The organism is Streptomyces sp. NPDC002573 (assembly GCF_042889625.1).
GTDB lineage: Bacteria > Actinomycetota > Actinomycetes > Streptomycetales > Streptomycetaceae > Streptomyces > Streptomyces gibsoniae.
The window spans coordinates 50001-73013 of record NZ_JBIARC010000040.1; the positions used below are offsets into that span (position 1 = coordinate 50001).

Genomic DNA, 23013 nt, shown 5'->3' on the forward strand with positions numbered 1-23013 from the left:
GCAACCAACACCAAAGCTACAAGAGCCCACTGACAACGCCCTGTGCTGCGGCAGGACTTCGGTCTCTACGATGGTCTTCATGCGCCTGCGTCTTGCCCACTCCACATCGGCCGACCTTCGTGCCTGGACCGGTTTGAGTGGGCCGCAGATGCAGCACCTCGTCGGGCAGCTGTGGGAACTTGCACCGGACGCCGGCCGGGGCCGGCCCTGGGCACTGCTGTTCACCGACCGTGTCCTGCTGGTGGTTCTCGCCTATCGGACCAACCTCACCATGCAGCAGCTCGGCTCACTGTTCGGCATTTCCCACGCCGCCGCCCACCGGGTCATCAACCGGCTCGCCGGACCGCTCGCACAGCTTCTGGGACCGCCACCTGCTGACAGGCGGGGGTTGTGGGTCGTCGACGGCACACTCATCCCCGTCCACGACCAAAGGCGCTCCGCGAAGAGCAAGAACTACCGACGCAGCGTCAACGTGCAGATCGTCTGCCGGGCACGCGACCGCCGCGTCGTCGCGGTTGGGGACGCCTGGCCGGGCAACCGCAACGACGTCATCGTCTTCCGCGAAACCCTCGGTAGAACACTGCCCGACCATCCCCGGCTGTCCGGCGACGGCGGCTACCGCGGGAGCGACCGCATCCGAACACCACGCCGCGGGCCGGACGGCCGCATCATCAAAGACCGCAACTACCGCCGGTTCCGCAAACGCCGGGCTGTCGCCGAACACACCATCGCCCGGCTCAAAGACCACCAGATCCTCCGCCAATGCAGGCGCGCGGCGACGCGGTTAACCACGCCGTCGCCGGCGTCGCCGCACTCCACAACCTCAAGATCGACATCCGGTAGGCGCGCCATTCACAGAGGTGAGGCACGCCCGGGCCCGCATTACGTGATGGCTCTTAGCCGAGGATTCCCCGGTCGTAGGCCACCGCGACCGCCGCCGCGCGATCCTTGACGCCCAGCTTGGCGTACAGGTGGCTGAGGTGGGTCTTGACCGTGGCCTCGCTGATGAACAGGACGCGGGCGATCTCGCGGTTGGAGGTGCCCTTGGCGACCAGGGCCAGCACTTCGCGTTCGCGGGCGGAGAGCGGCTCGTTGCCGGGGGCGCGGACCGCCGAGACCAGACGGGAGGCGACCGCCGGGGACAGGACCGTGCGGCCTTCGGCCGCGGCCCGTACGGCGGTGAACAGATCGTCGCGCGGGGCGTCCTTCAGCAGATAGCCCGTCGCGCCCGCCTCGATCGCGGGCAGGGTGTCGGAGTCCGTGTCGTACGTCGTCAGGACGAGGATCTTCGCGCGGGCGCCCCGGCGGGTCAGTTCCGTGATGGCCTGCACTCCGGTGCCGCCCGGCATGCGCAGGTCCATCAGGATCACGTCCGGGTCGAGCCGGCCCGCCAGGGCCACCGCCTCCACGCCGTTCGACGCCTCGCCGAGGACGCGGAACCCGGGGGCGTTGTCGAACATGCCGCGCAGCCCGTCCCGAACGACGGGGTGGTCGTCGACGATCAGCAGGGAGACGCTCGCGTCATCGCTCATGGCGCACCAAAGGTACGCGAGCCGAGACCGCCGCGCCCTGCCCGGGCTCCGACTCGACGGTCAGGGAGCCAGCGATGCGTTCGGCGCGGGCCCGCATGCCGGCCAGGCCGAACCCTCCGGTGCCGGTGCGTTCGGCGAGGCGGAGCGGGTCGAAGCCGCGGCCGTCGTCGCGGATGTCGAGGCTCACCTCGTCGCCCATGAAGCTGAGGGTCACGCCGACACGGGTGGCGAAGGCGTGCCGAGCGGCGTTGGAGAGGGCCTTCTGCGCGATGCGCAGCAGCGTGGCGGACACCTCGTCGTGGAGCTGCTCCGCCGTGCCCGTGACGGTGAACTGCGCGCCCACACCCGTCCGTTCGGCCCAGTCCGCGACCGTCTTCTTCAGCGCCTCGGGCAGCCCGGCGTGCTCCAGGTCGACGGGGGCGAGGTTGTGCACGGAGCGGCGGGCCTCGCCGAGGCTGTGCCGGGCGAGGGCGGCGGCCCGTTCGAGATGGGTGCGGGCCACCGCCAGGTCCGGGGCGTTCGCGACCACCTGGAGCTGGGCGATGATCCCGGTCAGGCCCTGCGCGATGGTGTCGTGGATCTCGGCGGCCAGGCGCCGGCGCTCGTCGGCCACCCCGGCCTCCCGGGCCTGGACGAGGAGTTGGGCGTGCAGGGCCGCGTTCTCGTCGAGGGCCTGCTGCAGGGCCGCGTTGGTGCGTTCGAGCTCGGCGATGGTGGCGGCCTGGGCGCGGGAGCGTTCGTCCTCCTGCGCGGCGAGCCGGGACAGGAGGCCGACCAGCCCGACGTTGACGCCCAGCACCACGCCGAAGGCCAGCCACAGGAGCAGTCCGTGCGGTGGCATGCCGCCGATCTGGCAGCCGGAGATCGTGACGGCGGTGGCGAAGAGACCGGCCTTCACATAGCGGCGGGGCAGCAGCCGGTTGGCGCCGTAGTAGCCGATGACGGCGTAGAAGGCGAAGAACGGGTTGAGCCAGCTGAGGACGTAGGCGAGCGTCCAGCGGACGGCGTAGTACACGGCCGCGGCCGTGGACGGGCCCGGACGGTCGCGGGCCACCCTGCCCCAGACCAGTTGAAGGGCGAAGCCCGCGACCGTCAGCGCCGCTGCCGCGTACCGCTCACCGGTGGTCATGCTCTCCATGTCCGCGGAGCCTGCCGCGGCGACGGCGCTGATGGAGAGGAGGATGTAGGGGCCCCAGCGGTGGAAGGCGGCCCAGCGTTCCTCCACCGCGGCCGAGCCCCCGGCCGTCCACGCGCCGGCCTCGATGCCGGGCGCCTTGTCGGTCTCGGCTGTCATACGGCCAGTCTGCACAGCGAGGTCCGGCCTCATTCCCAGCGGAACCACCGCGACGCCGCGGCCGACAGCAGCACCGTCCACGCGGCGAGGACGCCCAGATGGCTCCAGCCGGGCCAGTCCCCGGCGGCCGCCTGCCCGAGCGCCCGGGCGGCCGCGCCGAACGGGGTCAGCTCGACGATGCGGCCCATCGTGTGCGGCATGGACTGCACCGGCACCCACACCCCCGCGCAGAACATCATCGGGAAGTACACGGCGGATCCGACCGCACCCGCGATCTTCGTCGTACGGGAGACGGCCGAGACCACCGAACCCAGGGCGAGGGCGGCGAGGATCGCGAGCAGCAGGGCGAGCAGGTAGCCACCGGGCTGCCGCGGCAGGCGGACGTCGAGGGCGAGCCGGCCGACCGCGAGCGCGAGCAGCATGGCGACGAGGGCGGCCAGGCCGTGCACCACCATCTGCGCGGACAGCAGCGCGGAGGGCCGTACCGGGGTGGTGGACATCCGGCGCAGGATGCCGCGCTCGCGGTAGCCGGTGAGGACCTGCGGCATGACCTGCACCCCGGCCGTGATCATGGCGACCAGGATGACGACAGGGACGTAGGTGTCGATGAGCCGCAGCCCGCCGAGCGACGTCTGGCTCCTGCGGAAGCTCGGGATCGAGCCGAGGATCACCAGCAGCAGGGTGGGGAACAGCAGGATCCAGAAGATGCTGCCGGGTTCACGGCGGAAGAGCCGCACCTCGGTGCGCAGGACGGCCGCCCGGGGGCGGGGGGTGCTGAGGGTCGCGGTGCTCATGCCGATGCCTCCGTCAGGTCCAGGAACGCGTCGTCCAGCGTGGCGTCGGTGACGCGGAGTTGATGGGCGGTGATGTGGTGCCGGGCGAGCAGGGAGATGACCGCGTTCACGGTCTCGTCGGTGCCGGTGAGGGTGATCCGGCCGTCCTTGTACGCGACGGACGCGAGCCCGGGCAGCGCCTGCACCTCGTGCTCGTCCAGGGGCGCGGACGGGGTGAAGCCGATGACCGTGGAGCCGGCGGTGCGGCGGATCAGCCCCGCGGGGGTGTCCAGGGCGGCGACTTGCCCCTTGTCGATGACCGCGATGCGGTCGCAGAGCCGCTGCGCCTCCTCCATGAAGTGCGTGACGAGCAGGACGGTGACGCCGCCCGCCCGTACCTCCTCGATGAGCTGCCAGGTGTCGCGCCGAGCCCGGGGGTCGAGTCCGGTGGTCAGCTCGTCGAGGACGACCACGCGGGGGTTGCCGACGAGGGCGAGGGCGATGAACAGGCGCTGTTTCTGGCCGCCGCTCAGCTTGCCGAAACGGCTGGTGAGCTTGTCGGTCAGGCCGAGCCGTTCGGACAGCGGGCGCCAGTCGGCGGGGCGGGGGCAGAAGGACGCGTACAGCTGAAGCGCCTCCCGCACGGTGAGCTTGGCCTGCAGTTCGCTCTGCTGGAGCTGGGCGCCGAGGACGCGGGAGACCTGCTCGTGGTCCGCGACGGGGTCGAGCCCGGTGACCCGGACCCGGCCCGCGTCGGGGACCCGCAGGCCTTCGACGCACTCGACGGTCGTGGTCTTCCCGGCGCCGTTGGGTCCGAGGATGCCGAAGATCTCGCCCTCCTCGACGGAGAAGGAGACACCGTCGACGGCGGCCCGGCCGCAGTAGGACTTGCGCAGTCCGCTGACTTCGATGACGGGGTGCGAGGACGTGGGTGTCATGGATCGAGGGTCGCGGACGGGCGGCCCCCGGCACATCGGCCGTCGCGCTCGAAGCGGCATCGGCCGATCGGTTGACGGCGGGGTACGGCCCCGGGCCGGGTACGTCCGTACGGCCCCTCGAACGCGCAGGTCGTAGGACCACCGGCGGATCCGGGTCGGGCCAAAACTCGGTGGGCACCGTCAGTGCCGGTCCGTACGCTCACACTGATGCCCACTCAACCTGTGACACCCAAGGACCGTTCGGCTGTCCGCACGCTGCTGCGCCTGTGGCCCTATGTACGGCCGGTGCGGGCGCGGCTGCTGACCGCCGCGTTCGTCGCGATCGTCGCGTCGTGCGTCGGCCTGGTGATCCCGCTCGTCCTGAAGTGGATGGTGGACGGGCCCGTGGCCGACCGGGATCCGGCCGGTGTGTGGCTCGGTGCGCTGTGTCTGCTGCTGCTCGGGATCGCCGAGGCCGTGCTGTTCGGGATACGGCGGTGGCTGGTGGCCCGCCCGCTGTCCCGCGTCGAGGCCGACATGCGGGCGGATCTGTACGGGCATCTGCAACGCCTTCCGGTCGCCTTCCACGACCGCTGGGCCTCGGGACAGCTGCTGTCGCGGGGCACCACGGATCTGATGCTGCTGCGTCAGTTCCTCGCCTTCCCGCTGACGTTCCTGCTGGTCAACGGGGTGACCATCCTGGTGGGCGTGATCATCATGGTCTCCCAGGACGCGGTTCTCGGGCTGGTCGTCCTGGGGCCGGGCATCCCGGTGGTGATCATGTGCTGGGTCTTCGAGCGGCGTTACGCGGAGGTGGCGAGGCGGGCGCAGGACCAGGTGGGCGATCTGACGACCGTGGTCGAGGAGAGCGTGCTCGGCATCCGGATCGTCAAGGGGTTCGGCCGCCACCGCAGCCAGGCCCGGGCGTTCCGGGAGCTGTCGCGCACCCTGCGCGGGACGGAGCTGGAGAAGGCGCGGCTGCTCGCGTGGATCTGGACGGTCATCGTCACCCTGCCGGAGCTGGCCATCGGGGTGGCGTTGGTGCTCGGGACGGTACGGGTGGCCGACGGCGCCCTGTCCGCCGGCACGCTGGTGGCCTTCCTGTCGACGGCGCTGGCACTGCGCTGGCCGGTGGACTCGATCGGCTTCCTGCTGGCGATGAGCCAGGAGGCGGCCACGGCCACGGAGCGGTACTTCGAGGTGATGGACGAACGACCCGAGAACGACACCGCCGACACGGCCGACGTGGCCGCGGAGTCCCTCGGTGCCCGGGCGGTCCGGCCGTCCGCGGCCACGGACGGACTGCGCTTCGACGGCGTCCGCTTCCGCTACCCCGACGCGCCCGCCGGTTCCGCCGCCGTCCTCGACGGCATCGACCTCCACATCCGCCCCGGCGAGACCATGGCCCTCGTGGGCGCCACCGGCAGCGGCAAGACCACGCTGACCGCGCTCATCCCCCGGCTGCACGAGGTGACGTCGGGCCGGATCACACTGGACGGCGAGGACATCACGGCCCTGTCCCGCGCGGAGCTGCGGACCCGGGTGGCCGTCGCCTTCGAGGAGCCCACCCTCTTCTCCGCGACCGTCGCCGACAACGTTCTGATGGGTGCCCCGGACACCGCCGGGGACCGGGAACTGGAGCGTGCCCTCGGCGTCGCGCAGGCCGACTTCGCCCACGCCCTGCCCCAGGGCACCCGGACCCAGGTCGGCGAGCAGGGCCTCAGCCTGTCCGGCGGCCAGCGGCAGCGCCTCGCGCTGGCCCGTGCCGTCGTCGGCACCCCCCGCTTCCTGGTCCTCGACGACCCGCTCTCCGCCCTGGACGTGCACACCGAGGCCGCGGTCGAGGCGGCGCTGCGCCGGGTGCTGGACGGCACCACCGCCCTGGTCGTCGCGCACCGCCCGTCCACGGTCCTGCTGGCCGACCGCGTCGCCCTGCTCTCCGGCGGCCGGATCGCCGCCGTGGGCACCCACCAGGAACTGCTGCGCACGAACGCCGAGTACGCCCATCTGATGTCCGGACGCCCCGAGCACGGCGAGGACCGCGAGGAGGCCCGATGACGGCGCAGACGACCACCGCGCCGAACGAGGAGGACGAGCGGCAGGGGCCCTCCGCCCCGCCCTCCGCGGCCTCCGACGACCCGTTCGACCGTGACACCCTGCCCACGCCCCCGGGCGCCACGGCCGCACTGCTGCGCTCCCTGCTCGCCCCGCTGCGGGCCCGGACCGTGGTGACCTGCGTGCTGCTCCTGCTCCAGCAGGCGGCCGTGCAGGTGGGCCCGCTGCTGGTGGCGTACGCCATCGACCGGGCCGTGCCCGCGTTCCGGGACGGCGACCACGGTCCGCTGATCGCGGTGGCGGTCGGCTATCTGCTGTCCGCCCTGGCCGGCGGCGGGCTCCAGTACGCGTTCATCGTCGCCTCCGCCCGCGTCAACCAGGACGTGCTGCTCGATCTGCGCGGCCGGATCTTCCGCCATGCGCAGGCACTGAGCGTCGACTTCCACGAGCGCTACACCTCCGGCCGGCTGATCTCCCGGTCCACGACGGATGTGGAGTCGCTGCGGGAACTGCTCAGCGAGGGCCTTCAGGAACTGGTCACGGTCATCCTGTCGTTCGTCTACATCTCCGCGATGCTGCTCTGGCTGGACCTCGGCCTGGGCGCGGTGGCGGTGGTGTCCCTGGTGCCGCTGTACTGGCTGGTGCGGCTCTACCGGCGCCGGGCGGGGCGGATCTTCCGCCGCCGGTCGACCGCGATCGCCGCGGTCATCGTCAAGTTCGCGGAGACGATGAACGGCATCCGGCCGGTGCGCGCGTTCCGCCGCGAGGCCACCAACGACACCGGCTTCCGCGTCCTGAACGCGCGGCACGCGAACACCAACGGCGACGCGCTGCTGGAGATGGCCCGCTATGTCACCGGCTCCCGGCTGGTGGCCAACACGGCGGTGGCCGGAATCGTGCTGTGGGGCGCGTCCCGGGTGGCGGACGGCTCACTGGCGCTGGGCGTGCTCGCGGCCGCGGTCCTCTATCTGCGGCGCCTGTACGACCCCATCGACCGCCTCGGGATGTTCCTCAACGCCTATCAGTCGGCGGCGGCCTCGCTGGAGAAGATCGCGGGCCTGCTGGCGCAGACGCCGTCGGTGCCCGAACCGTCCGCGCCGGTGCCGCTGCCGGCGCTCACGGGCGAACAGCCCGGCCGCCGGGTCGTGTTCGAGGACGTGCGGTTCGCGTACCGCACGGGCGGGGAGGTGCTGCCGCACTTCTCGCTGACGCTGCCCGCCGGGCAGACGGTCGCGGTGGTCGGCGCGACGGGCGCCGGCAAGTCGACGCTTGCCAAGCTGCTCGCCCGCTTCTACGACCCCTCCGACGGCCGGGTCCTGCTGGACGGCGTGGACCTGCGGGACCTCGCGCTGCCCGAACTGCGCCGCGGGGTGGTGATGGTGACCCAGGAGGCGTTCCTGTTCTCCGGCACCGTCGCCGAGAACATCGCGATCGGCCGGCCGGACGCGACCCGCGAGGAGATCGAGCGGGCGGCGAAGGCGATCGGCGCGCACGACTTCATCAGCGCGCTGCCCGACGGCTACGACACCGATGTACGCAAGCGCGGCGGACGTATCTCCGCCGGTCAGCGCCAGCTCGTCGCGTTCGCCCGCGCCCTGCTGGCGGACCCGGCGGTCCTGATCCTCGACGAGGCCACCAGTTCCCTGGACATCCCCGGCGAACGGGCCGTGCAGCGCGCCATGGAGACGGTGCTGCGGGGCCGTACGGCCGTCGTGATCGCGCACCGGCTGTCGACGGTGGAGATCGCGGACCGGGTCCTGGTCATGGAGGACGGACGCATCGTCGAGGACGGCCGCCCCGCCGAACTGATCGCGGGGACGGGCCGGTTCGCGGATCTGCACCGGGCCTGGCGGGACAGCCTGGCGTGACCGGGGCGGGCCGGGGGCCGGGGCCCTCGCGCCGGAGCGCGGGCACCTTCGTGGTGACGTAACTCACCGCGCACGGCGCACGATTGACGTAGTTTCGCAGTACGCGCAGCGACCCGCCAGCGATGGATCACCGGCGAGCACGAAAGGACCACCCTTGAGCGGCATCGTGACCCGTCCCACCACCGAGGTCCGGCTGTTCGGATTCCACCACGCCGGGGGGTCGAGCGCTCTGTTCCACCCCTGGCGCCGGCTGCTCCCGGAGGGCTGGGAGCTGCGGGCGCTCGACGCGCCCGGCCACGGCACCCAGATGAGGCATCAGCCGATCGACGACCTCGACGACCTCCTCGCGCACTTCCTCGACGTGGTCCCGCCCGAACCGGAGCTCCCCTACGCCTTCTTCGGGCACAGCATGGGGGGCATCGTCGCCTACGAGCTGACCCGCCGGCTGATCGCGGAGGGACGCGTACCCCCGGTATGGCTCGGCGTCTCCGCCTGCCGGGCGCCCGGCACGCCGCTCACCGCGCACCGGCACAGGCTCGACGACGAGGGGCTGCGCAGGAGCATCGCCGAGCTGGGCGGCACCCCCGCGCAACTGCTGGACAACCCGGCCCTGTGGGAGATATTCGGCCGGCTCATCCGGTGCGATCTGCGGCTGGTGGAGACCTGGCGGTCCGAGCCGGGCCCGCCGCTGCGCGTGCCCCTGACGGTGTTCGGCGGCCGCGACGACGTCTCCCCGCCTCCGGAGCAGCTGGCCGCGTGGACCGGGCGGTCCTCCGCGTTTCTCGGTATGCGGATGTTCGACGGGGGCCATTTCTACTTCGGCGCGGACCCGCAGCCCCTGCTCACGCATGTCGTACGGGATGTGCGCACCGCCGTGGACGCGGCCGCGCAGCGGGTCGGATGAGCCGCGCCGTGGCCTGCCGGGTGTGGTGGGCCGGGGCCGGCGACCACCGGCCGGAGCTGGACGCCCTGCTGGGTCCCGCCGAGGCCGTACGACGCGAGCGGTACGCCAGGGCGGTGGACCGCCGTCGCTTCACCGTGTCCGCCGTCCTGCTGCGGCTGGCCGCCGCACGGGAGTTGGGGTGTGCGCCGCGGGAGGTGCCGGTGGTGCGGGACTGCCCGGACTGCGCCGTGCCGCACGGACGGCCCCGGATCGAGGGGCCGGTGCATGTGTCGGTGTCGTACGCGGGGCAGGCTGTCGCCGTCGCGGTGAGCACGGGTGCGGCGGTCGGTCTCGACGCGGCCGAAACCCCGGCCGGCGGCCCTCCCCCGGCGGGCCTGGCCGCCCTCGAACGGGCACTGCGGCCGGAGGAGCGGGCGGAGCTGCGTGAGGCGCCGGAGGGGATGCGGGCCGGGATGCTCGTGCGGTGGTGGACGTACAAGGAGGCCGTGCTCAAGGCCACCGGGGACGGTCTGCGCGTGTCGCCCACGGACGTCGGGGTGAGCGAGCGGTCCGGGTCGGCCCGGCTGACGGTGTATCCGGGACGTCCCGAACTCCTGGACGGCGGAACGGTGTTGCGGCCGGCCGGGGCATCCCTGGCCCGACTCTCCCCGGCGGCCATGGCGTCCGTCGCGTTCTTGGTGGATCGTGGGACCCGTGTCGATCACGTACGAGGGGAAGACGGCCGGGAGCTGCTCGGCACCGTCGCCGTGCACTGAGTCGCTCCCCGGGCGCACCGGCACGACCGCACCGGCATCATCGAGGGGAGACGCACCGTGACGGGACAGGCGAGGCCGCGGCTGACGGTCGTGGGCAGCGGGGGGCAGCCCTATCGGGAGTACTCCTTCCGCGCGCTCGTCGAGGACTACGAGCTGACGGCGGTCCTGCCGACGCCCCCCACCTGGCAGTCCCGGTATCTGACGGACCACCGGGTGGTCGACTGCACGGACCCGGGCGCGATCGCCGCCGCGGTGTCCGAACTCGCCGGGCCGGACGGGCGGGCCGCGGTGTTCACCTGGGACGAGCTGGTCCTGGAGGCCACCGCCGCGGCCGCCGGAAAGCTCGGGCTGCCGCATATGTCGGCCACCGCGGTGGCCCGGTGCCGGGACAAGTACCTGACGAGGTCGCTGATGGCCGAGGAGGGGCTGCCCTCGCCGCGCCACCGGCTGGTGCGGTCCGCGGACGAGGCGGCGCGCGCGGCGGCGGGGTTCGGCTGGCCGGTCGTGGTGAAGCCGCGCTCCCTGGCGGGCAGCATCGGGGTGGTCAGGGCCGAGGACAAGGCCGCGGTCCGCACCGCGTTCGAGCTGGCCTCCGGGGCGGCGTACGCCACGCTGCCGGCCGGTGAGGGCATCCTCGTCGAGGAGTATCTGGACGGCCCCGAGATCAGTGTCGACAGCGTTGTCTTCGAGGGCGAGGTCCGCTGTGTGCACGTGGCCCGCAAGCGGCTCGGGTTCCCGCCCTACTTCGAGGAGGTGGGCCATCTGGTGACGGCCCTCACCTCGGAGGCGCTGGATCCGGAGGTGTCCGAGCTGGTGCGCGCCGCGCACCAGGTGCTCGGGGTCGACTTCGGTGTCACGCACGCCGAGGTCCGGCTCACCGCGGCCGGGCCCCGGCTGGTCGAGCTGAACGGACGGCTCGGCGGGGACCTGATCCCCCTGATCAGCCGGATGGCCACCGGGATCGACCTGGTGAAGGCCGCCGCCGAGATCGCCCTGGGCCGGGCGCCCCGGTTCTCCGAGGCCGCGGACGGCGGGCCGGGCCGCACGGCGGAGGTCCGCTTCGTCTATCCCGCGCAGGACTGCGAGGTGCGCGGCGTCGATCTCCAGGAGGCGGCCGCCGTGCCCGGCATCGTCCACGCCACGGTGCTGGCCCCGCCCGGGACACGGCTGCTGCTGCCGCCGAAGAACCCGATCCCGCGGCTCGCGGCACTGATCGCGGTGGCCGACGACGAGAAGGCCACGGGGCACGCGCTGGACGTCGCCGAGCAGAAGGTCGTGGCGGACACCGTGCCGCTGCCCGGCTGAGCACGGCCGGGAGCCGGTCCGGGAGCGAGCGGCACGACCCGCGGGCGGGTCGGGTGCCGGCTTCCGGCCGGCTCCTGGCCCCCGGCCACGACCGGCTCCTAGCTCTCGGCCGGCGCCTTGGCGAGGCGGGCGACGAAGAAGCCCTCGAAGGTGTCGGTGGGTGCCACCCGGACGGCGTTCTTCACGCGCTCGTCGAACTTCATGCCGCGCCAGGAGGTGACGCCGGGCAGGAACGACGGCTCGGCGAAGTCCAGGGGCTCCACGGTGAGGTCCTTGTGCCGTTCCAGGTTCTTGCTGACCGGGAACTCGTTCTCCTCGGGGCTGAGGGTGCAGGTGGAGTACACCATCACGCCGCCGGGCCGCAGCAGCCTGTAGGCCGCGCTGATCATCTTGGTCTGGAGGAACTTGTACTTCTCGATGCGCTCCTCGGACCAGAACTTCAGGGAGCTGGAGCGGCGCAGATCGATCCGTCCCTCGCCGGAGCACTGGACGTCCAGCAGGATGCGGTCGAAGGACTCGGCGGGCAGCGACTTGTCGATGTACTGCGCGGGGTGCGTGGTCAGCTCCGCGTAGCGCACGCCGTAGAGCTCGGCGAGCTCGCCCATCTTGCGGGCGCGGGGGGCGGCGCCGTCGTTGAGCCACAGCCGGCAGTCGTTGCCGACGCGCGCGGCGACGTGGAAGGCCTTTCCGCCGGGGGCGGCGGCCACGTCGAGGAGGTCCTCGCCGGGGCGCGGCGACAGCGCGACGGGCGGGATCAGACTGGAGGCGTTCTGCAGATAGACCCGGCCCTGGTGGGCCAGCTCGAGCATGTCCTCGAAGCCGTCGTTCTCCGGCCACAGGAAGGTGTGCTCGCACCAGTCGACCGGGAAGGCCTTGGGCGCCTTCTCGTCCACGGCCCGCACCGTGTCCTGGTACGTCTCCTCGTCGAGCAGCCGGTTGACGCGGATGGAGGTCGGGCGGGCCCCCCGGAAGATCTCCTTGACCTCGGCCGGTCGGATCCGGAGGACCTCGGCCATACGCTGCTCGAACTGGCGGATGGTCCGCGCACTGGACACGGCCGGGCTCCCTTCTGGCCGACCCCGCGGCCGGACGGTCTCTGGGCCACCAGTCTCTCACTCGACGGTGGCCCACAGATCCGTGCGGCGGAGCGGCCGGAACCCCGACCTATTCGAACGCGAGTTTGACGCGCTTCCGGGTCTCCTCGTGGAGATACGGGATCCGGTCGACGTCCGTGCAGTGGTAGAAGGCGTCGTAGGTGTACATCCAGCCCTCACGGGTGGCCTTCGACTCACCACGGGCCGGCACCCGGTGGCCCGGCTCCAGATACTGCTGCTCGAAGTCGAACTCCGGCTGGGCGTGCACCCAGTCCAGCCCGGTGAACTCCTTGAAGATCCCGGACTCCTCGGCGTTGACGAACACCCCGAGGAGGAAGCCCTCCTTGGCGCGCGGGTACGTCCGCGGCAGCGGCTCGCCCATCTGGAGCTTGCGGCCCATGTCCCGGACGTCGACACCGAGCCACGCGATGAGCGTCTTGGCCACGCTGCCCCCGCCGATCCGCGGGTTCACCTCGATGATCGACACGCGCTCACCGTCCCACTTCAGCTCGATGTGGACGAAGGTGTCGTCCACTCCGAGCTTACGCAGCGCGTCCTGGAGGATCACGCGGATGCGCTCCTCCTCCTCGGCCGAGACGAAGGGGGTCGGGCAGACGTTCGCCGTCTCCAGCCGGAAGCCGCCCTCCTGGGCCCAGAGCAGCTTCTCCTGGATCAGCAGCGACACCAGCTGGCCGTTCTGCATGAACGCCTCGAAGGACAGCTCCCGGCCTTCTCCGATGAAGGACTCCAGCAGCACCTCGCCGCGCGGGTCCCACACCCGGGTCCCGTCGTTGAACGGGCCGTGCGGATGGCCCTCGCGCAGGCTCTCGAAGGTCTCCGCCAACTCGTCGTAGGCGCGCTCCGCGTCCTGGACGATCTCCACGAAGGCGCTCGCCGTGCCCCAGATCGGCTTGATCACGAAGGGCACGCCCAGCCGCTCGACCGCCGCGGCGACGTTCTCCCGGGACAGGTCCTCGGCCTTGAACACCTCGGTGTGCAGCGGCAGCATGCCGCCGAGCACCTCCCGCAGCCGGGGCTTGATACGGCAGTTCAGCTGCCCCTCGAAGCCGGGGAAGTCCATGCCGAGGCGGCGCGCGGCGCCCAACTGCACCGGCCAGATCTTGTCGTTGATGATCGAGAACCGGTCGAGCCTGCCCCGGTAGGGGCTCAGCGCCTCCACCACGGCGTCCTCGGAGAAGACATCGGAACAGACGATCACTTCGTCCGCGCACTCCTCGTACACCGAGACGAACTCGGCGGCGCAGAGGAAGAGAACGGGAACGCCGTGCTCGCGGAGACTTCGGGCCCGGTTTCGCAACTCCGGCCAGAGTTCCATTCCAGGAATGGACACCTCGACGAAATATCCCGTATCCACGGACGAGTTGTGCTGGTCCATTGCATTCACGGTGGTCACGCTAACACCGGCCCGCAGGGGCGGCAAGGTTCGATGAAGCCTTCCGCCAAGGGATGTGACGCTATGTCAAGTGAGGTCCACGGATCTCGGGGACCGGGCGTGGAGTTCTTGCGGGTGATCCCCCGGACCTCATAGGATCCGAGCGGCCGATGGAATGGCGGGGGAGGTGGCCGGTGAGCACGACCGAGACAGGCTTCGACGATACCGCTGTCGTTTCGGCCAGAGGCCTGAAAAAGCAGTTCGGCTCGTTCGAAGCGGTGGGCGGCATCGATTTCGAGGTGGCCCGCGGTGAGGCATTCGGCCTGCTGGGTCCGAACGGCGCGGGCAAGTCCTCGACCATGCGGATGATCGCCTGCACCTCTCCCCGCACCGGCGGCACCCTGAGCGTGCTCGGCATGGACCCGCAGACGCACGGCCCGGCCATCCGGGCCCGGATCGGCACCGTCCCGCAGACCGACAACCTGGACATGGAGCTGACCGTACGGCAGAACCTCCAGACCTACGGGCGGTACTTCGGGCTGTCGCGGGCGCATGTGCGCAGCAAGGCCGTCGAGCTGATGGAGTTCGCCCGGCTCTCCGACCGCGCGGACGACGAGGTCCAGCCGCTGTCCGGCGGTATGAAGAGACGGCTGGCCATCGCCCGCGGTCTGGTCAACGACCCCGAGGTGCTGCTCCTCGACGAGCCGACCACCGGGCTGGACCCGCAGGCCAGGCATCTGCTGTGGGAGCGGCTGTTCCGGCTCAAGCAGAGCGGTGTCACCCTCATCCTGACCACGCACTACATGGACGAGGCCGAGCAGTTGTGCGACCGGCTGGTCGTGATGGACAGCGGCCGGATCGTCGCCGAGGGGTCCCCCGCCGGGCTCATCGAGCAGTACTCCACCCGTGAGGTGCTGGAGCTGCGCTTCCACCCCGGCACCCAGACCCGGTACGTGTCCGCCGTGGAGGACCTCGCCGAGCGCGTCGAGGTGCTGCCGGACCGGCTGCTGCTCTACACCAAGAACGCCGACACGACGGCGACCCGGGTCGTCGAGCGGGACGTCCATCCGCTGTCCAGCCTGGTGCGGCGCTCCACCCTGGAGGACGTCTTCCTGCGGCTGACCGGCCGGACCCTGGTGGACTGAGATGGCCACCGACACCTCCCCGCAGACCCTCGCCCCGCCCGCCCGGGCCACGGGCACCGTGGTCGGCCCCTGGCAGGCCATGGCGTTGCGCCTGGAGGTCCAGTGGGCCTGGTACCGGCGCTACTGGCGGGCGAACCTGTACTCCTCCGGCCTCCAGCCGCTGCTGTTCCTCAGCGCGATGGGCCTCGGCCTGGGCTCCCAGGTCAAGGACGCCTCCTTCCTCGGCGGCCACACCTATCTCCAGTACATCGCCCCGACGCTGCTGGTCAGCGGCATCGTGGCCACCGCGGTCAACGAGGCGGGCCACCCCGTCCTGTCCGGCTTCAAGTGGAAGCAGGACTACATCGCGGTCGTCGCCACCCCCATCACCCCCCAGCAGCTGTACGGGGCACAGCTGATGTGGATCGCCCTGCGTCTGTCGATCTCCGCGGTGATCTACGGGATCACCGCTGCCCTCTTCGGGGCGTGGACCGGATTCGGGGTGCTGCTCGCCCTGCCCCTGACGGTGTTCACCGGGGCGGCCTGCGCCGCGCCGGTCATGGCCTTCGCCGCCGTCACCCGCGGGGAGGGTCACGCCTTCGTCGCCCTGAACCGGTTCGTCGTACTGCCGATGACCCTGTTCGCCGGCACCTACTTCCCCGTCGACCGGCTGCCCGGGCCGTGTCTGCCCCTGGTGTGGATCTCCCCCATCTGGCACGGCAACGAGCTGGTCAGGGGGGTCACGCTGGGCGGTCTGTCGCCCCTGCAGGCCCTCGGGCACACGCTGTTCCTGCTGGCCATGCTGGTCGTCGGTGTGCTGCTCGGCCGCCGGAGCTTCTCCCGCAGGCTGGTGGTCTGACGTGAACGAGCCGACGACCACCGCCCGGACCCCCGAGGCCGGTGCCCGGCCCACCGTCGGCGGGCGGCCCGCCGGCGGCGGTCCGCTGCTGCGGATGCTGCCCTCCAGCGCGTACTCCGGACTGTCCTTCCGCCTGGTCGAGCGCAGTGTGCTGCTGTACTCCCGGGCCTGGCTGGTGCTGGTGTCCGGGGTCTTCGAGCCACTGTTCTATCTGCTGGCGTTCCAGGTCGGGTTCAGCTCGCTGATCGGCGAGGTGACCGGTCCGGACGGCCGTCCCATGAGCTACGTGGCGTTCGTCGCCCCGGCGCTGCTGGTGGCCTCCGCGATGAACGGCGCGGTCTACGAGACGCTGAGCATCTTCTACAAACTGCGCTTCGACCGGCTCTACGACGCCGTGCTGGCGACCCCCATGGGCACGCTGGACGTGGCGATCGGCGAGATCTCCTGGGCGGTGCTGCGCAGCGGTCTGTACGCGGTGGCGTTCCTCGGCGTGATGGCGGCCATGGGGCTCGCCACGTCCCCGTGGGCCCTGCTGCTGATCCCGACGGCCCTGCTCATCGCGACCGCGTTCGCGGCGATCGGCATGGTGTGCGCGACGCTGCTGAGGTCGTCCTCGCAGTTCGACTACATCCATGCCGTCGTGATGCCGATGTTCCTGTTCTCCACGACCTTCTACCCGATGTCGGTGTACCCGGCGTCGCTGCGCTGGCTGGTGGAGCTGTCGCCGCTCTACCACGGCATCGAACTGGCCCGGGGACTGTCCGTCGGAGTGCTGGACCCGACCATGATCGGGCACATCGGGTTCCTCGTCGTGCTGGCCGCCGGCGGGCTGTACATCGCCTCGCGCCGGATCGGGAAACTGCTGCTGAGCTGAGGACCGGCCCCGGACGACGACGGGGCCGGTCCGGGGGTGTCAGAGCGTGGGCGTCAGTTCGTACCACCTGACGGGCGGGTCGTCCGCCCGTAGCGGCAGCAGGAACCGGTCGATCTCCAGATCGGCCAGGGGGTAGCGCTGGAATCCGTCCTGGAATCGCCGGCGTATCGCCTCGGAACGCGGGTGGTAGTCGTCTTTCGTCAGCACCCGCACGATCGCCGCCTCGGGCTGGAGCATGAAGATGAAATGGCCTTCGACACCATTCATGTACCGCGAATGGTCATGCGGGTAGCACGGCGCGAACACACTGATGAAACATTCCTCTCCCTCCAGTACGAAGTACCACCGGGGATCGGTCGCGAGTACCGGATCAAGACCCGCGGGAGCCGCTTCCGTGAGATTCCGGTGCAAGAACTCCATGAAATTCCGGAAAACCTGGGTCAGCTCGTCGAACGTGTCGCCGAACACCCGGGTGGGAAAGGCGTAGACGAATCCGTCGATGACATCGCGGTCCAGAATCCGCAGGAATCGGCGCACGGCCGGCAGGGCCGCCTTCATGTTGTCCGCGAACGAGCGGTCCTCGTCGTAGGACGGCGGCCCCCACAGCACCGACTTCTGGGCGAACGGGCAGAAGGTCTCCATCTGGATGGGGCGGATGAGCCGGACGGACTCGGCCCGGGACGGGTCGAACTCCGACTCGGCCGCCGCCCGTTCCCCGCCCCGGGTCGACTCCAGCAGCCGCACCAGCTGCTCGCCCAGCTCCTCGTAGGAGGCGAAGCCCGCGAGCGCGGTCCTCAGCACGTCGGGCAGCAGCCGGCGCAGGGCCGCGAGGTCCGGGTCGCTGCCCTGCAGGGCGTCGGAGCGATGGAAGGCCATGGTCCGGCGGACCGGCTCGGCGGCGGCGGTCAGCCGGTCCACGGCCTCGGGCAGCGGCAGCGGCCGCTCGGGCCACAGCGACGCCTCGGTCAGGTCGGCGGGCCAGGACGCCTCGACGAAAGCCTGCTGCAGCGGGATGCCGTAGCCGTTGGCCAGGGCCACCGCCGCGACGATCACCTCGGCGAGGTGCCGCCCCGCGGCGGACCGGTCGGCGGCATCGCCGCCACCGGCCTCGCGCAGGGCGGCCACCCGCTCGGCGAGATACACATCGGCCGGGTCCGGCGCCCAGTACGGGCCCCGGTCCTCGACCATGCGGCGCACCGCCTCCTGGATGCGCGCGATGTGCGGCCTCATCCCGCCGCCCCCTCCACGCCTCCTTCCGAGACGTCCTTGCGGACGAGGAACGGTCCGATGGCCAGATAGTCGATCTCGGTCTTGAGGAAGGTGGCCAGGGCGTCGGCCGGCGAGCAGATGATGGGCTCCTGGTCGTTGAACGAGGTGTTCAGGACCATGGGGACACCCGTGAGCGCCTCGAACTCGCTGATGATGCGGTGGAAGCGCGGGTTGACGTCGGCGCGCACGGCCTGGATGCGGCAGGTGTTGTCGACGTGCAGCACGGCGCCCATCCGGTCGTGCTTGTCGGCCTTCGCCGGGTACGCCATCAGCATGAAGTCGCCCGCGCTGGTCTCCTTGGCGACCTCGAACCACTCGGGCACCGCCTCGCTGAGCACGCTGGGCGCCAGCGGACGGAAGTACTCCCGGTGCTTGACCTTGTGGTTGAGGTCGTCGCGCATGGAGCGGCTGCGGGGGTCGCCGATGATGCTGCGGTTGCCGAGCGCCCGGGGGCCGAGTTCCATGGCGTCCTGGAACAGCCCGATGACATGGCCCTCGCTGAGCAGGTGCGCCACCCGCTTCTCGAAGTCCTCGGGGCGCTCCACGATCAGGCCGTCGCGGGCGGACAGCTCCTTCTCGATCTCCGCCTCGGTGTAGGACGGGCCCCAGTAGGCGTGGCGCATCTGCGAGCCGCGCTTCTGGCCGAGGATCGCGTTCCACACATGGAGGGCGGCACCCAGGGCCAGTCCGCCGTCATGCGCCGCGGGCTGGACGTACAGCTCGTCGAACGGGCCCTGCTCGAAGGCCACCTGGTTGGTGACGCAGTTGAGGGCGACGCCGCCCGCGAGGCAGAGCCGGGTCGCGCCGGTCACGTCGTGCAGATGGCGCGCCATGTGCAGGACGAGTTCGTTGGTCTTCTCCTGGAGCGCCGCGGCGACGTCGTGGTGCACGTCCTCCAGCGGCTCGTCGGGGCGCCGGGGCCGGACGCCGAGCACCGACTCCAGGCCCGAGGTGTCGGCGGACGGCGGGTAGTACAGGATGTCGCTGAACTTCAGCAGGTCGTGGCGCATGTCGAAGCCGCCGTCCTCGGTGGTCCAGGCGAGCCGGTCGAAGCCCTCCGTGAACCGCGCCGGTTCGCCGTACGCCGCGAGGCCCATGACCTTGGCGGCGTCGTAGACCCCGAAGCCGAGGAAGACCGAGACCAGCTCCCACAGATAGCCGATGGAGGCCGGGTAGCGGACGCTCTGCACGCACTCCAGGGCGTTGCCCCGGCCGTGGTAGAAGCGGGTCGAGTAGGCGTCGTCGCCGAGCGCGTCGACGACCAGCACCGCGGCGTCGGGGAAGGCGGACGCGAAGTACGCCGAGGCGCCGTGCGCGGTGTGGTGCGCCACCCAGTGGAAGTCACCGGTGAAGCCCGACTCGGCGAACTTCTTGGGGATGCCGGGCAGGGTGGCGAGGAACAGCGACTGCTTCTCGGTGCTGTCCCAGGGGGAGGGCAGTCCGCCGTCCTTGACAGCCTGGATCTCCGCGGGGTCGGCCGCGCAGGTGACGTGGTCCACGTCCGCCAGGGTGATGCCCGCCTTGTCCAGGCAGAACCGGATGGCGTTCATGGGCAGTTCGTCGGGGTTGTCGGCACGGGCCTGCTTGCCGTGCTTGACGCGGTTGAAGCGCTCCTCCTCCGCCGAGGCGACCAGTTCGCCGTCCTTCAGCAGAGCGGCCGAGGACTCGTGGTAGACCGAGTTGATGCCGAGGATGTACATGGGGGCTCCCATCGTGAGCGGTCAGACCAGCGGCTGGTAGGCGAGACGGGGGAAGTAGTCCTCGCGGGTGCCCTCGCGCCGCACGTCCCAGGTGGCGCAGTGCAGGGAGCCGCCGTACTCGAAGACGTTGCGGAAGGGGACGGTGAAGACCTCGAAGCCGAGCTTGTCGAGCAGGTCCTGGAGGGGCTTCTCCTGCTCCTCGCAGATCAGCTTCGTCGGGGAGATGCTGAGCACGTTCATCGACAGCCACTTGGAGGACTGGCAGTACAGCGGCATCTCGTCGTTGTTCAGGACCGGCTGCGGGGCCTCGACCAGCTCCCAGTCGTCGTCCAGGAACATCCGCTCCTCTCCCTCGCGCAGCGGGCGCTCCGGGTTGGTGAGGATGAGCCCCGGGCGCAGCGGTACGAAGGTGCAGTCGATGTGCGAGGGGAAGAAGTCCAGCGGGAAGTGGACCGGGTGGACGCGGAAGCCGCGCGGCTCCAGATGGCGCCTGAGCCAGTGGATGCCGGCCCGGTTGGTGGTCATCGACTCCTGGACCAGGATGTCGCGGCCCAGCCGGCTCATGTCGGCGGCGTCGAAGACGACCTCGTCCTGGTTGATGCAGAACTCGAAGGAGTGCATCTTGGCGTGCCGCTCCTCCAGCGGCCAGTCCCAGAACTCCTCGCGGTACATCCCGTCGGCCATCGACGGCTTGGGCGCGGTCGTCCACTCGACGCGGGGGTCGGCGTTCCAGTACTCGTAGACCAGCTTGCGGTAGGGCTGGTACTCGAAGTACCGGGCGCGGCGCGACATGGTGGCCTCGATGATCTCGTTACCCATGGTGATCATCACGTCGCGCGGGCAGACCGCGCAGTACTGGTTCTCGACCTCGAAGTCGGGGGTGCGCACCGGGGCCGAGAAGTCGTGCGGCTCGGGACGGCGCACGGTGACGCCCTGGGACTCCAGCACCCGGACCAGACCGTCCAGTTCCTCGTTGGCCCGGTCGATGGCCTCCTTGGACTTGGGGCCGGTGGGGAACGGGGTGTCGGGCGCGTTGCGGACGGCGGGCCGGCTGCCCGGCTCCACCGGTTCGAAGGAGGCGTTGTCGGCGGAGCCGACCACCATCTCCTGCAGCGGGTCCCACTCGTTCCACGAGTTGACGATCAGCGGCTTGTCCATGGGCGGTACCTGTCTCCTGGTGTCGGGTGTGCGGGAGTCGTGACGGGCCGCGCGAGTACGGTCGGGAACCTCGGACGCGGGTTCAGTCGTAGGCCTTGGAGAAGAGCTCGACCACGTAGGGGCCGAACTGGACGGCCTCGTAGCGCGGCGGGTTGTCGTCGTCGCAGCAGACGTCCAGCGGGCTGATCACGGCGTCGTAGGCGGGCTCGAAGAAGAAGGGGATCGAGTAGCGGTCGACGGCCCCCGGGAGCTGGACGCGGTGCCAGGTGGCGCGGTAGCGGTCGTTGGTCCAGCGCTGCATCATCTGGCCGATGTTGACGAGGAAGGTCCCGGGGATGTGCGGTGCCGGGATCCACGCCCCCTCCGCGTTGAGCACCTCCAGACCGCCCACCTCGTCCTGCTGGAGCACCGCGAGGAAGCCGTAGTCGACATGCGCGCCGAAGCCGCTCTCGACCTCCTCCATCGCCAGCTCCTCGGGCGCGGTCCGGCCGACGGTCTCGTTGTACGGCGGGTAGTGCACCATCCGCAGATCGCTCAGCTCCACGCCGTGGTACGGCGCGAAGTAGTGCTCGTCGACGCCGAGGCTGAGGGCCATGCCGGCGGCGATACGGGCGCTCAGGCCGTAGAGCTGGTCCCAGGCGCGCATCACGGTCTCCCGGAAGGACGGCAGCGCCGGGGGCCACTGGCCCGGGTCGTCCAGAGGGTGGACGTCGGCGCGCCGGGCCGCCGCGGCGGCGGCGATGGTGCTGGCCTGGCGGCCGGACTCCGGCTGGAGGTCCAGGCACTCGTGCCAGTCCGTCTTGCCCGCGGTGACCTCGCCGCCCAGCGGGACATAGCCCCGGAACTGTTCGGTGATGCCGAGCCGGATCCTCATCTTCTCCTCCAGGGGGAGAGCGAAGAATTCCTGGGCCGCGCCGAACAGGGCGCGGCTGTCCGCCTCGGAGATGCCGTGGTCGGTGATGTAGAAGAAGCCGACGTCGCGGCAGGCCTCGCCGATCCGCTCCACGGTCAGCCGCAGCTCCTCGGGGTCGGGGTCGGCGGTGACCAGCGGGCCGATGCCGATGACCGGGACTTCCTTGAAGGCCGTGCCGTGGGTGTTGTGGTTCATTGCCCCTCTCCGTTCTCGGTGTGCGTGCCGCCGTTGTTCCGCCCGGGGAAGATCACGTTCATGCGCGCCCACTCCAGCTCGCCGACGGGCGTGGCCGGGTTCGGCCCCCGGCCCCCGGCGAGCCATGAGTTGCCGGCGGGCACCGCGAGGGGGCCGCTCAGCCGCGGGCCGGCCGCGCGGTCCACCGGGACCAGCGGGCGGCGCAGGTCGGGCAGGAAGAACGACGCGTAGGAAAGTCGCTCGGTGCGCAGCGCCGAGTTGTGGACGCGGTGCGGGCAGGCCCGGTAGTAGCCGTGCGTCCACACCTCCATCAACTCGCCGCCGAACACCGACAGGACATCGGCGGGCGGTTCCACGGGCAGCCAGCGGCCGTCCGCCGCCTCGGCCTCGAGTCCGGGCTGCTCCTGGAGGCTGACGGTGAGCAGCCCGCTGTCGGTGTGCCGCTCCAGCCGGGCCTGGTCGGCACCGAAGCCGGCCGGGTCGCGGTAGCGGATCAGCCGCGAGTAGGAGCACAGCTCGCCGGCCGTGACGGCGTCGTCCGCGTCGGCCGGCTGGTCCAGGGTGAGCAGCAGGCCGCGCAGCACCGCCAGGGCGACACGGTCCATGGCCGCCGAGTACGCCTCGACCACGGGCCGGAAGCGGGGCAGCACGGACGCGTCGGGCCACTGGTTAGGGCCGTACAGGGCGGTGTGCCAGGGCTGCTCCTCCCCCTCGGGCGCGGTGGTCTCCGTGCCGAACTCGAAGGACTCCTTCAGGTCGGGTACGCCGCCCGTGTACTCGGCGCCCTGCGCCACATAGCCCCGGTAGTTGGCCGACCTGTCGATGTCCAGCGCCTGCTTGGCCGCCTCGGGCAGCGCGAAGAACGTCCGTGTCTGCTCGTGGAGGGCGGGGAAGAACCCGGGGCCGAGGTCGGCCCGGGCGTCGACATGGACGAGGGCGTGTTCACGGAGCGCGTCGTGCAACCGGTCGAGCGTCGCGGGCCGGCCTGCCTCCAGGTCGGCGAGTGCGAGTACAGGGATCACGGGCTCTCC

General features: G+C 71.2%; 20 protein-coding genes. 9 read left to right on the forward strand and 11 right to left on the reverse strand.

What is annotated here, in order from left to right:
• The first annotated feature begins 70 nt into the window (after nt 1-70).
• Entirely contained in the window at nt 71-952 is an 882-nt protein-coding gene (locus ACFYX0_RS30775) for a transposase (protein WP_388974907.1), read from the forward strand.
• Here the strand turns inward: ACFYX0_RS30775 and ACFYX0_RS30780 are convergent.
• Genes ACFYX0_RS30780 through ACFYX0_RS30795 form a run of 4 tightly spaced genes read right to left on the reverse strand, consistent with a single transcriptional unit; the run spans nt 897 to nt 4537 of the window.
• A complete protein-coding gene (locus ACFYX0_RS30780) occupies nt 897-1532 on the reverse strand; it encodes a response regulator (protein ID WP_388974910.1) in 636 nt (211 codons plus the stop codon). The two genes, ACFYX0_RS30775 and ACFYX0_RS30780, sit on opposite strands and share 56 nt — an antisense overlap.
• Nucleotides 1522-2826 (reverse strand): sensor histidine kinase, encoded by a 1305-nt coding sequence (locus ACFYX0_RS30785; RefSeq protein WP_388974913.1) that lies wholly within the window; start codon nt 2824-2826, stop codon nt 1522-1524. Before ACFYX0_RS30785 ends, ACFYX0_RS30780 begins: the two co-directional genes overlap by 11 nt.
• A 29-nt stretch (nt 2827-2855) precedes the next feature.
• Nucleotides 2856-3620 carry an ABC transporter permease gene (locus ACFYX0_RS30790; protein ID WP_388974915.1) on the reverse strand — a complete coding sequence of 255 codons (765 nt, stop codon included), beginning with the start codon at nt 3618-3620 and terminating at the stop codon, nt 2856-2858.
• Nucleotides 3617-4537, reverse strand: coding sequence for an ABC transporter ATP-binding protein (locus tag ACFYX0_RS30795; protein WP_388974918.1), 921 nt, complete (start codon nt 4535-4537; stop codon nt 3617-3619). The genes ACFYX0_RS30790 and ACFYX0_RS30795 overlap by 4 nt, the downstream gene beginning before the upstream one ends.
• A 207-nt stretch (nt 4538-4744) precedes the next feature.
• Here ACFYX0_RS30795 and ACFYX0_RS30800 point away from each other — a divergent pair, with 207 nt between their 5' ends.
• The 5 genes from ACFYX0_RS30800 to ACFYX0_RS30820 all read left to right on the forward strand — a co-directional run bounded on the left by ACFYX0_RS30800 (nt 4745) and on the right by ACFYX0_RS30820 (nt 11403).
• Entirely contained in the window at nt 4745-6574 is a 1830-nt protein-coding gene (locus ACFYX0_RS30800; RefSeq protein WP_388974920.1) for an ABC transporter ATP-binding protein, read from the forward strand.
• Entirely contained in the window at nt 6571-8439 is a 1869-nt protein-coding gene (locus tag ACFYX0_RS30805; protein WP_388974923.1) for an ABC transporter ATP-binding protein, read from the forward strand. Before ACFYX0_RS30800 ends, ACFYX0_RS30805 begins: the two co-directional genes overlap by 4 nt.
• Nucleotides 8440-8593: 154 nt before the next feature.
• Nucleotides 8594-9343 (forward strand): thioesterase II family protein, encoded by a 750-nt coding sequence (locus ACFYX0_RS30810; RefSeq protein WP_388974926.1) that lies wholly within the window; start codon nt 8594-8596, stop codon nt 9341-9343.
• Nucleotides 9340-10098, forward strand: coding sequence for a 4'-phosphopantetheinyl transferase family protein (locus ACFYX0_RS30815; protein ID WP_388974929.1), 759 nt, complete (start codon nt 9340-9342; stop codon nt 10096-10098). Before ACFYX0_RS30810 ends, ACFYX0_RS30815 begins: the two co-directional genes overlap by 4 nt.
• 57 nt (nt 10099-10155) lie before the next feature.
• The gene (locus tag ACFYX0_RS30820; protein WP_388974932.1) at nt 10156-11403 is read left to right on the forward strand and encodes an ATP-grasp domain-containing protein; all 1248 of its coding nucleotides are present in this window, start codon (nt 10156-10158) and stop codon (nt 11401-11403) included.
• Between the two features lie 98 nt (nt 11404-11501).
• On the opposite strand, the gene ACFYX0_RS30825 is transcribed toward ACFYX0_RS30820, so the two are convergent.
• Both ACFYX0_RS30825 and ACFYX0_RS30830 read right to left on the reverse strand, forming a co-directional pair.
• Entirely contained in the window at nt 11502-12458 is a 957-nt protein-coding gene (locus ACFYX0_RS30825; protein WP_388974935.1) for a hypothetical protein, read from the reverse strand.
• A 109-nt stretch (nt 12459-12567) separates the two neighbouring features.
• Nucleotides 12568-13893 (reverse strand): acetyl-CoA carboxylase biotin carboxylase subunit family protein, encoded by a 1326-nt coding sequence (locus tag ACFYX0_RS30830; RefSeq protein WP_388974938.1) that lies wholly within the window; start codon nt 13891-13893, stop codon nt 12568-12570.
• A gap of 191 nt (nt 13894-14084) precedes the next feature.
• On the opposite strand from ACFYX0_RS30830, the gene ACFYX0_RS30835 reads away from it, so the two are divergent.
• From ACFYX0_RS30835 to ACFYX0_RS30845, 3 genes are read left to right on the forward strand one after another with little or no spacing between them, the layout of a single operon-like run.
• Nucleotides 14085-15035 carry an ABC transporter ATP-binding protein gene (locus ACFYX0_RS30835; RefSeq protein ID WP_388974941.1) on the forward strand — a complete coding sequence of 317 codons (951 nt, stop codon included), beginning with the start codon at nt 14085-14087 and terminating at the stop codon, nt 15033-15035.
• 1 nt (nt 15036) lies between these two features.
• On the forward strand, nt 15037-15873 hold the full coding sequence (locus ACFYX0_RS30840; protein ID WP_388974944.1) for an ABC transporter permease: 837 nt from the start codon (nt 15037-15039) through the stop codon (nt 15871-15873).
• 1 nt (nt 15874) lies between these two features.
• Nucleotides 15875-16747 (forward strand): ABC transporter permease, encoded by an 873-nt coding sequence (locus ACFYX0_RS30845; RefSeq protein WP_388974947.1) that lies wholly within the window; start codon nt 15875-15877, stop codon nt 16745-16747.
• 39 nt (nt 16748-16786) lie between these two features.
• On the opposite strand, the gene ACFYX0_RS30850 is transcribed toward ACFYX0_RS30845, so the two are convergent.
• From ACFYX0_RS30850 to ACFYX0_RS30870, 5 genes are all read right to left on the reverse strand, one after another.
• Nucleotides 16787-17977, reverse strand: coding sequence for a YqcI/YcgG family protein (locus tag ACFYX0_RS30850; RefSeq protein ID WP_388974950.1), 1191 nt, complete (start codon nt 17975-17977; stop codon nt 16787-16789).
• Nucleotides 17974-19716 carry a carbamoyltransferase gene (locus tag ACFYX0_RS30855; protein ID WP_388974953.1) on the reverse strand — a complete coding sequence of 581 codons (1743 nt, stop codon included), beginning with the start codon at nt 19714-19716 and terminating at the stop codon, nt 17974-17976. Before ACFYX0_RS30855 ends, ACFYX0_RS30850 begins: the two co-directional genes overlap by 4 nt.
• Before the next feature lie 21 nt (nt 19717-19737).
• A complete protein-coding gene (locus ACFYX0_RS30860; RefSeq protein ID WP_355921508.1) occupies nt 19738-20874 on the reverse strand; it encodes a glycine amidinotransferase in 1137 nt (378 codons plus the stop codon).
• Nucleotides 20875-20956: 82 nt separating this feature from the next.
• Nucleotides 20957-21982 carry a 2-oxoglutarate and iron-dependent oxygenase domain-containing protein gene (locus ACFYX0_RS30865; RefSeq protein ID WP_355921511.1) on the reverse strand — a complete coding sequence of 342 codons (1026 nt, stop codon included), beginning with the start codon at nt 21980-21982 and terminating at the stop codon, nt 20957-20959.
• Nucleotides 21979-23004, reverse strand: coding sequence for an isopenicillin N synthase family dioxygenase (locus ACFYX0_RS30870; protein ID WP_388974956.1), 1026 nt, complete (start codon nt 23002-23004; stop codon nt 21979-21981). Before ACFYX0_RS30870 ends, ACFYX0_RS30865 begins: the two co-directional genes overlap by 4 nt.
• Between the last annotated feature and the right edge of the window lie 9 nt (nt 23005-23013).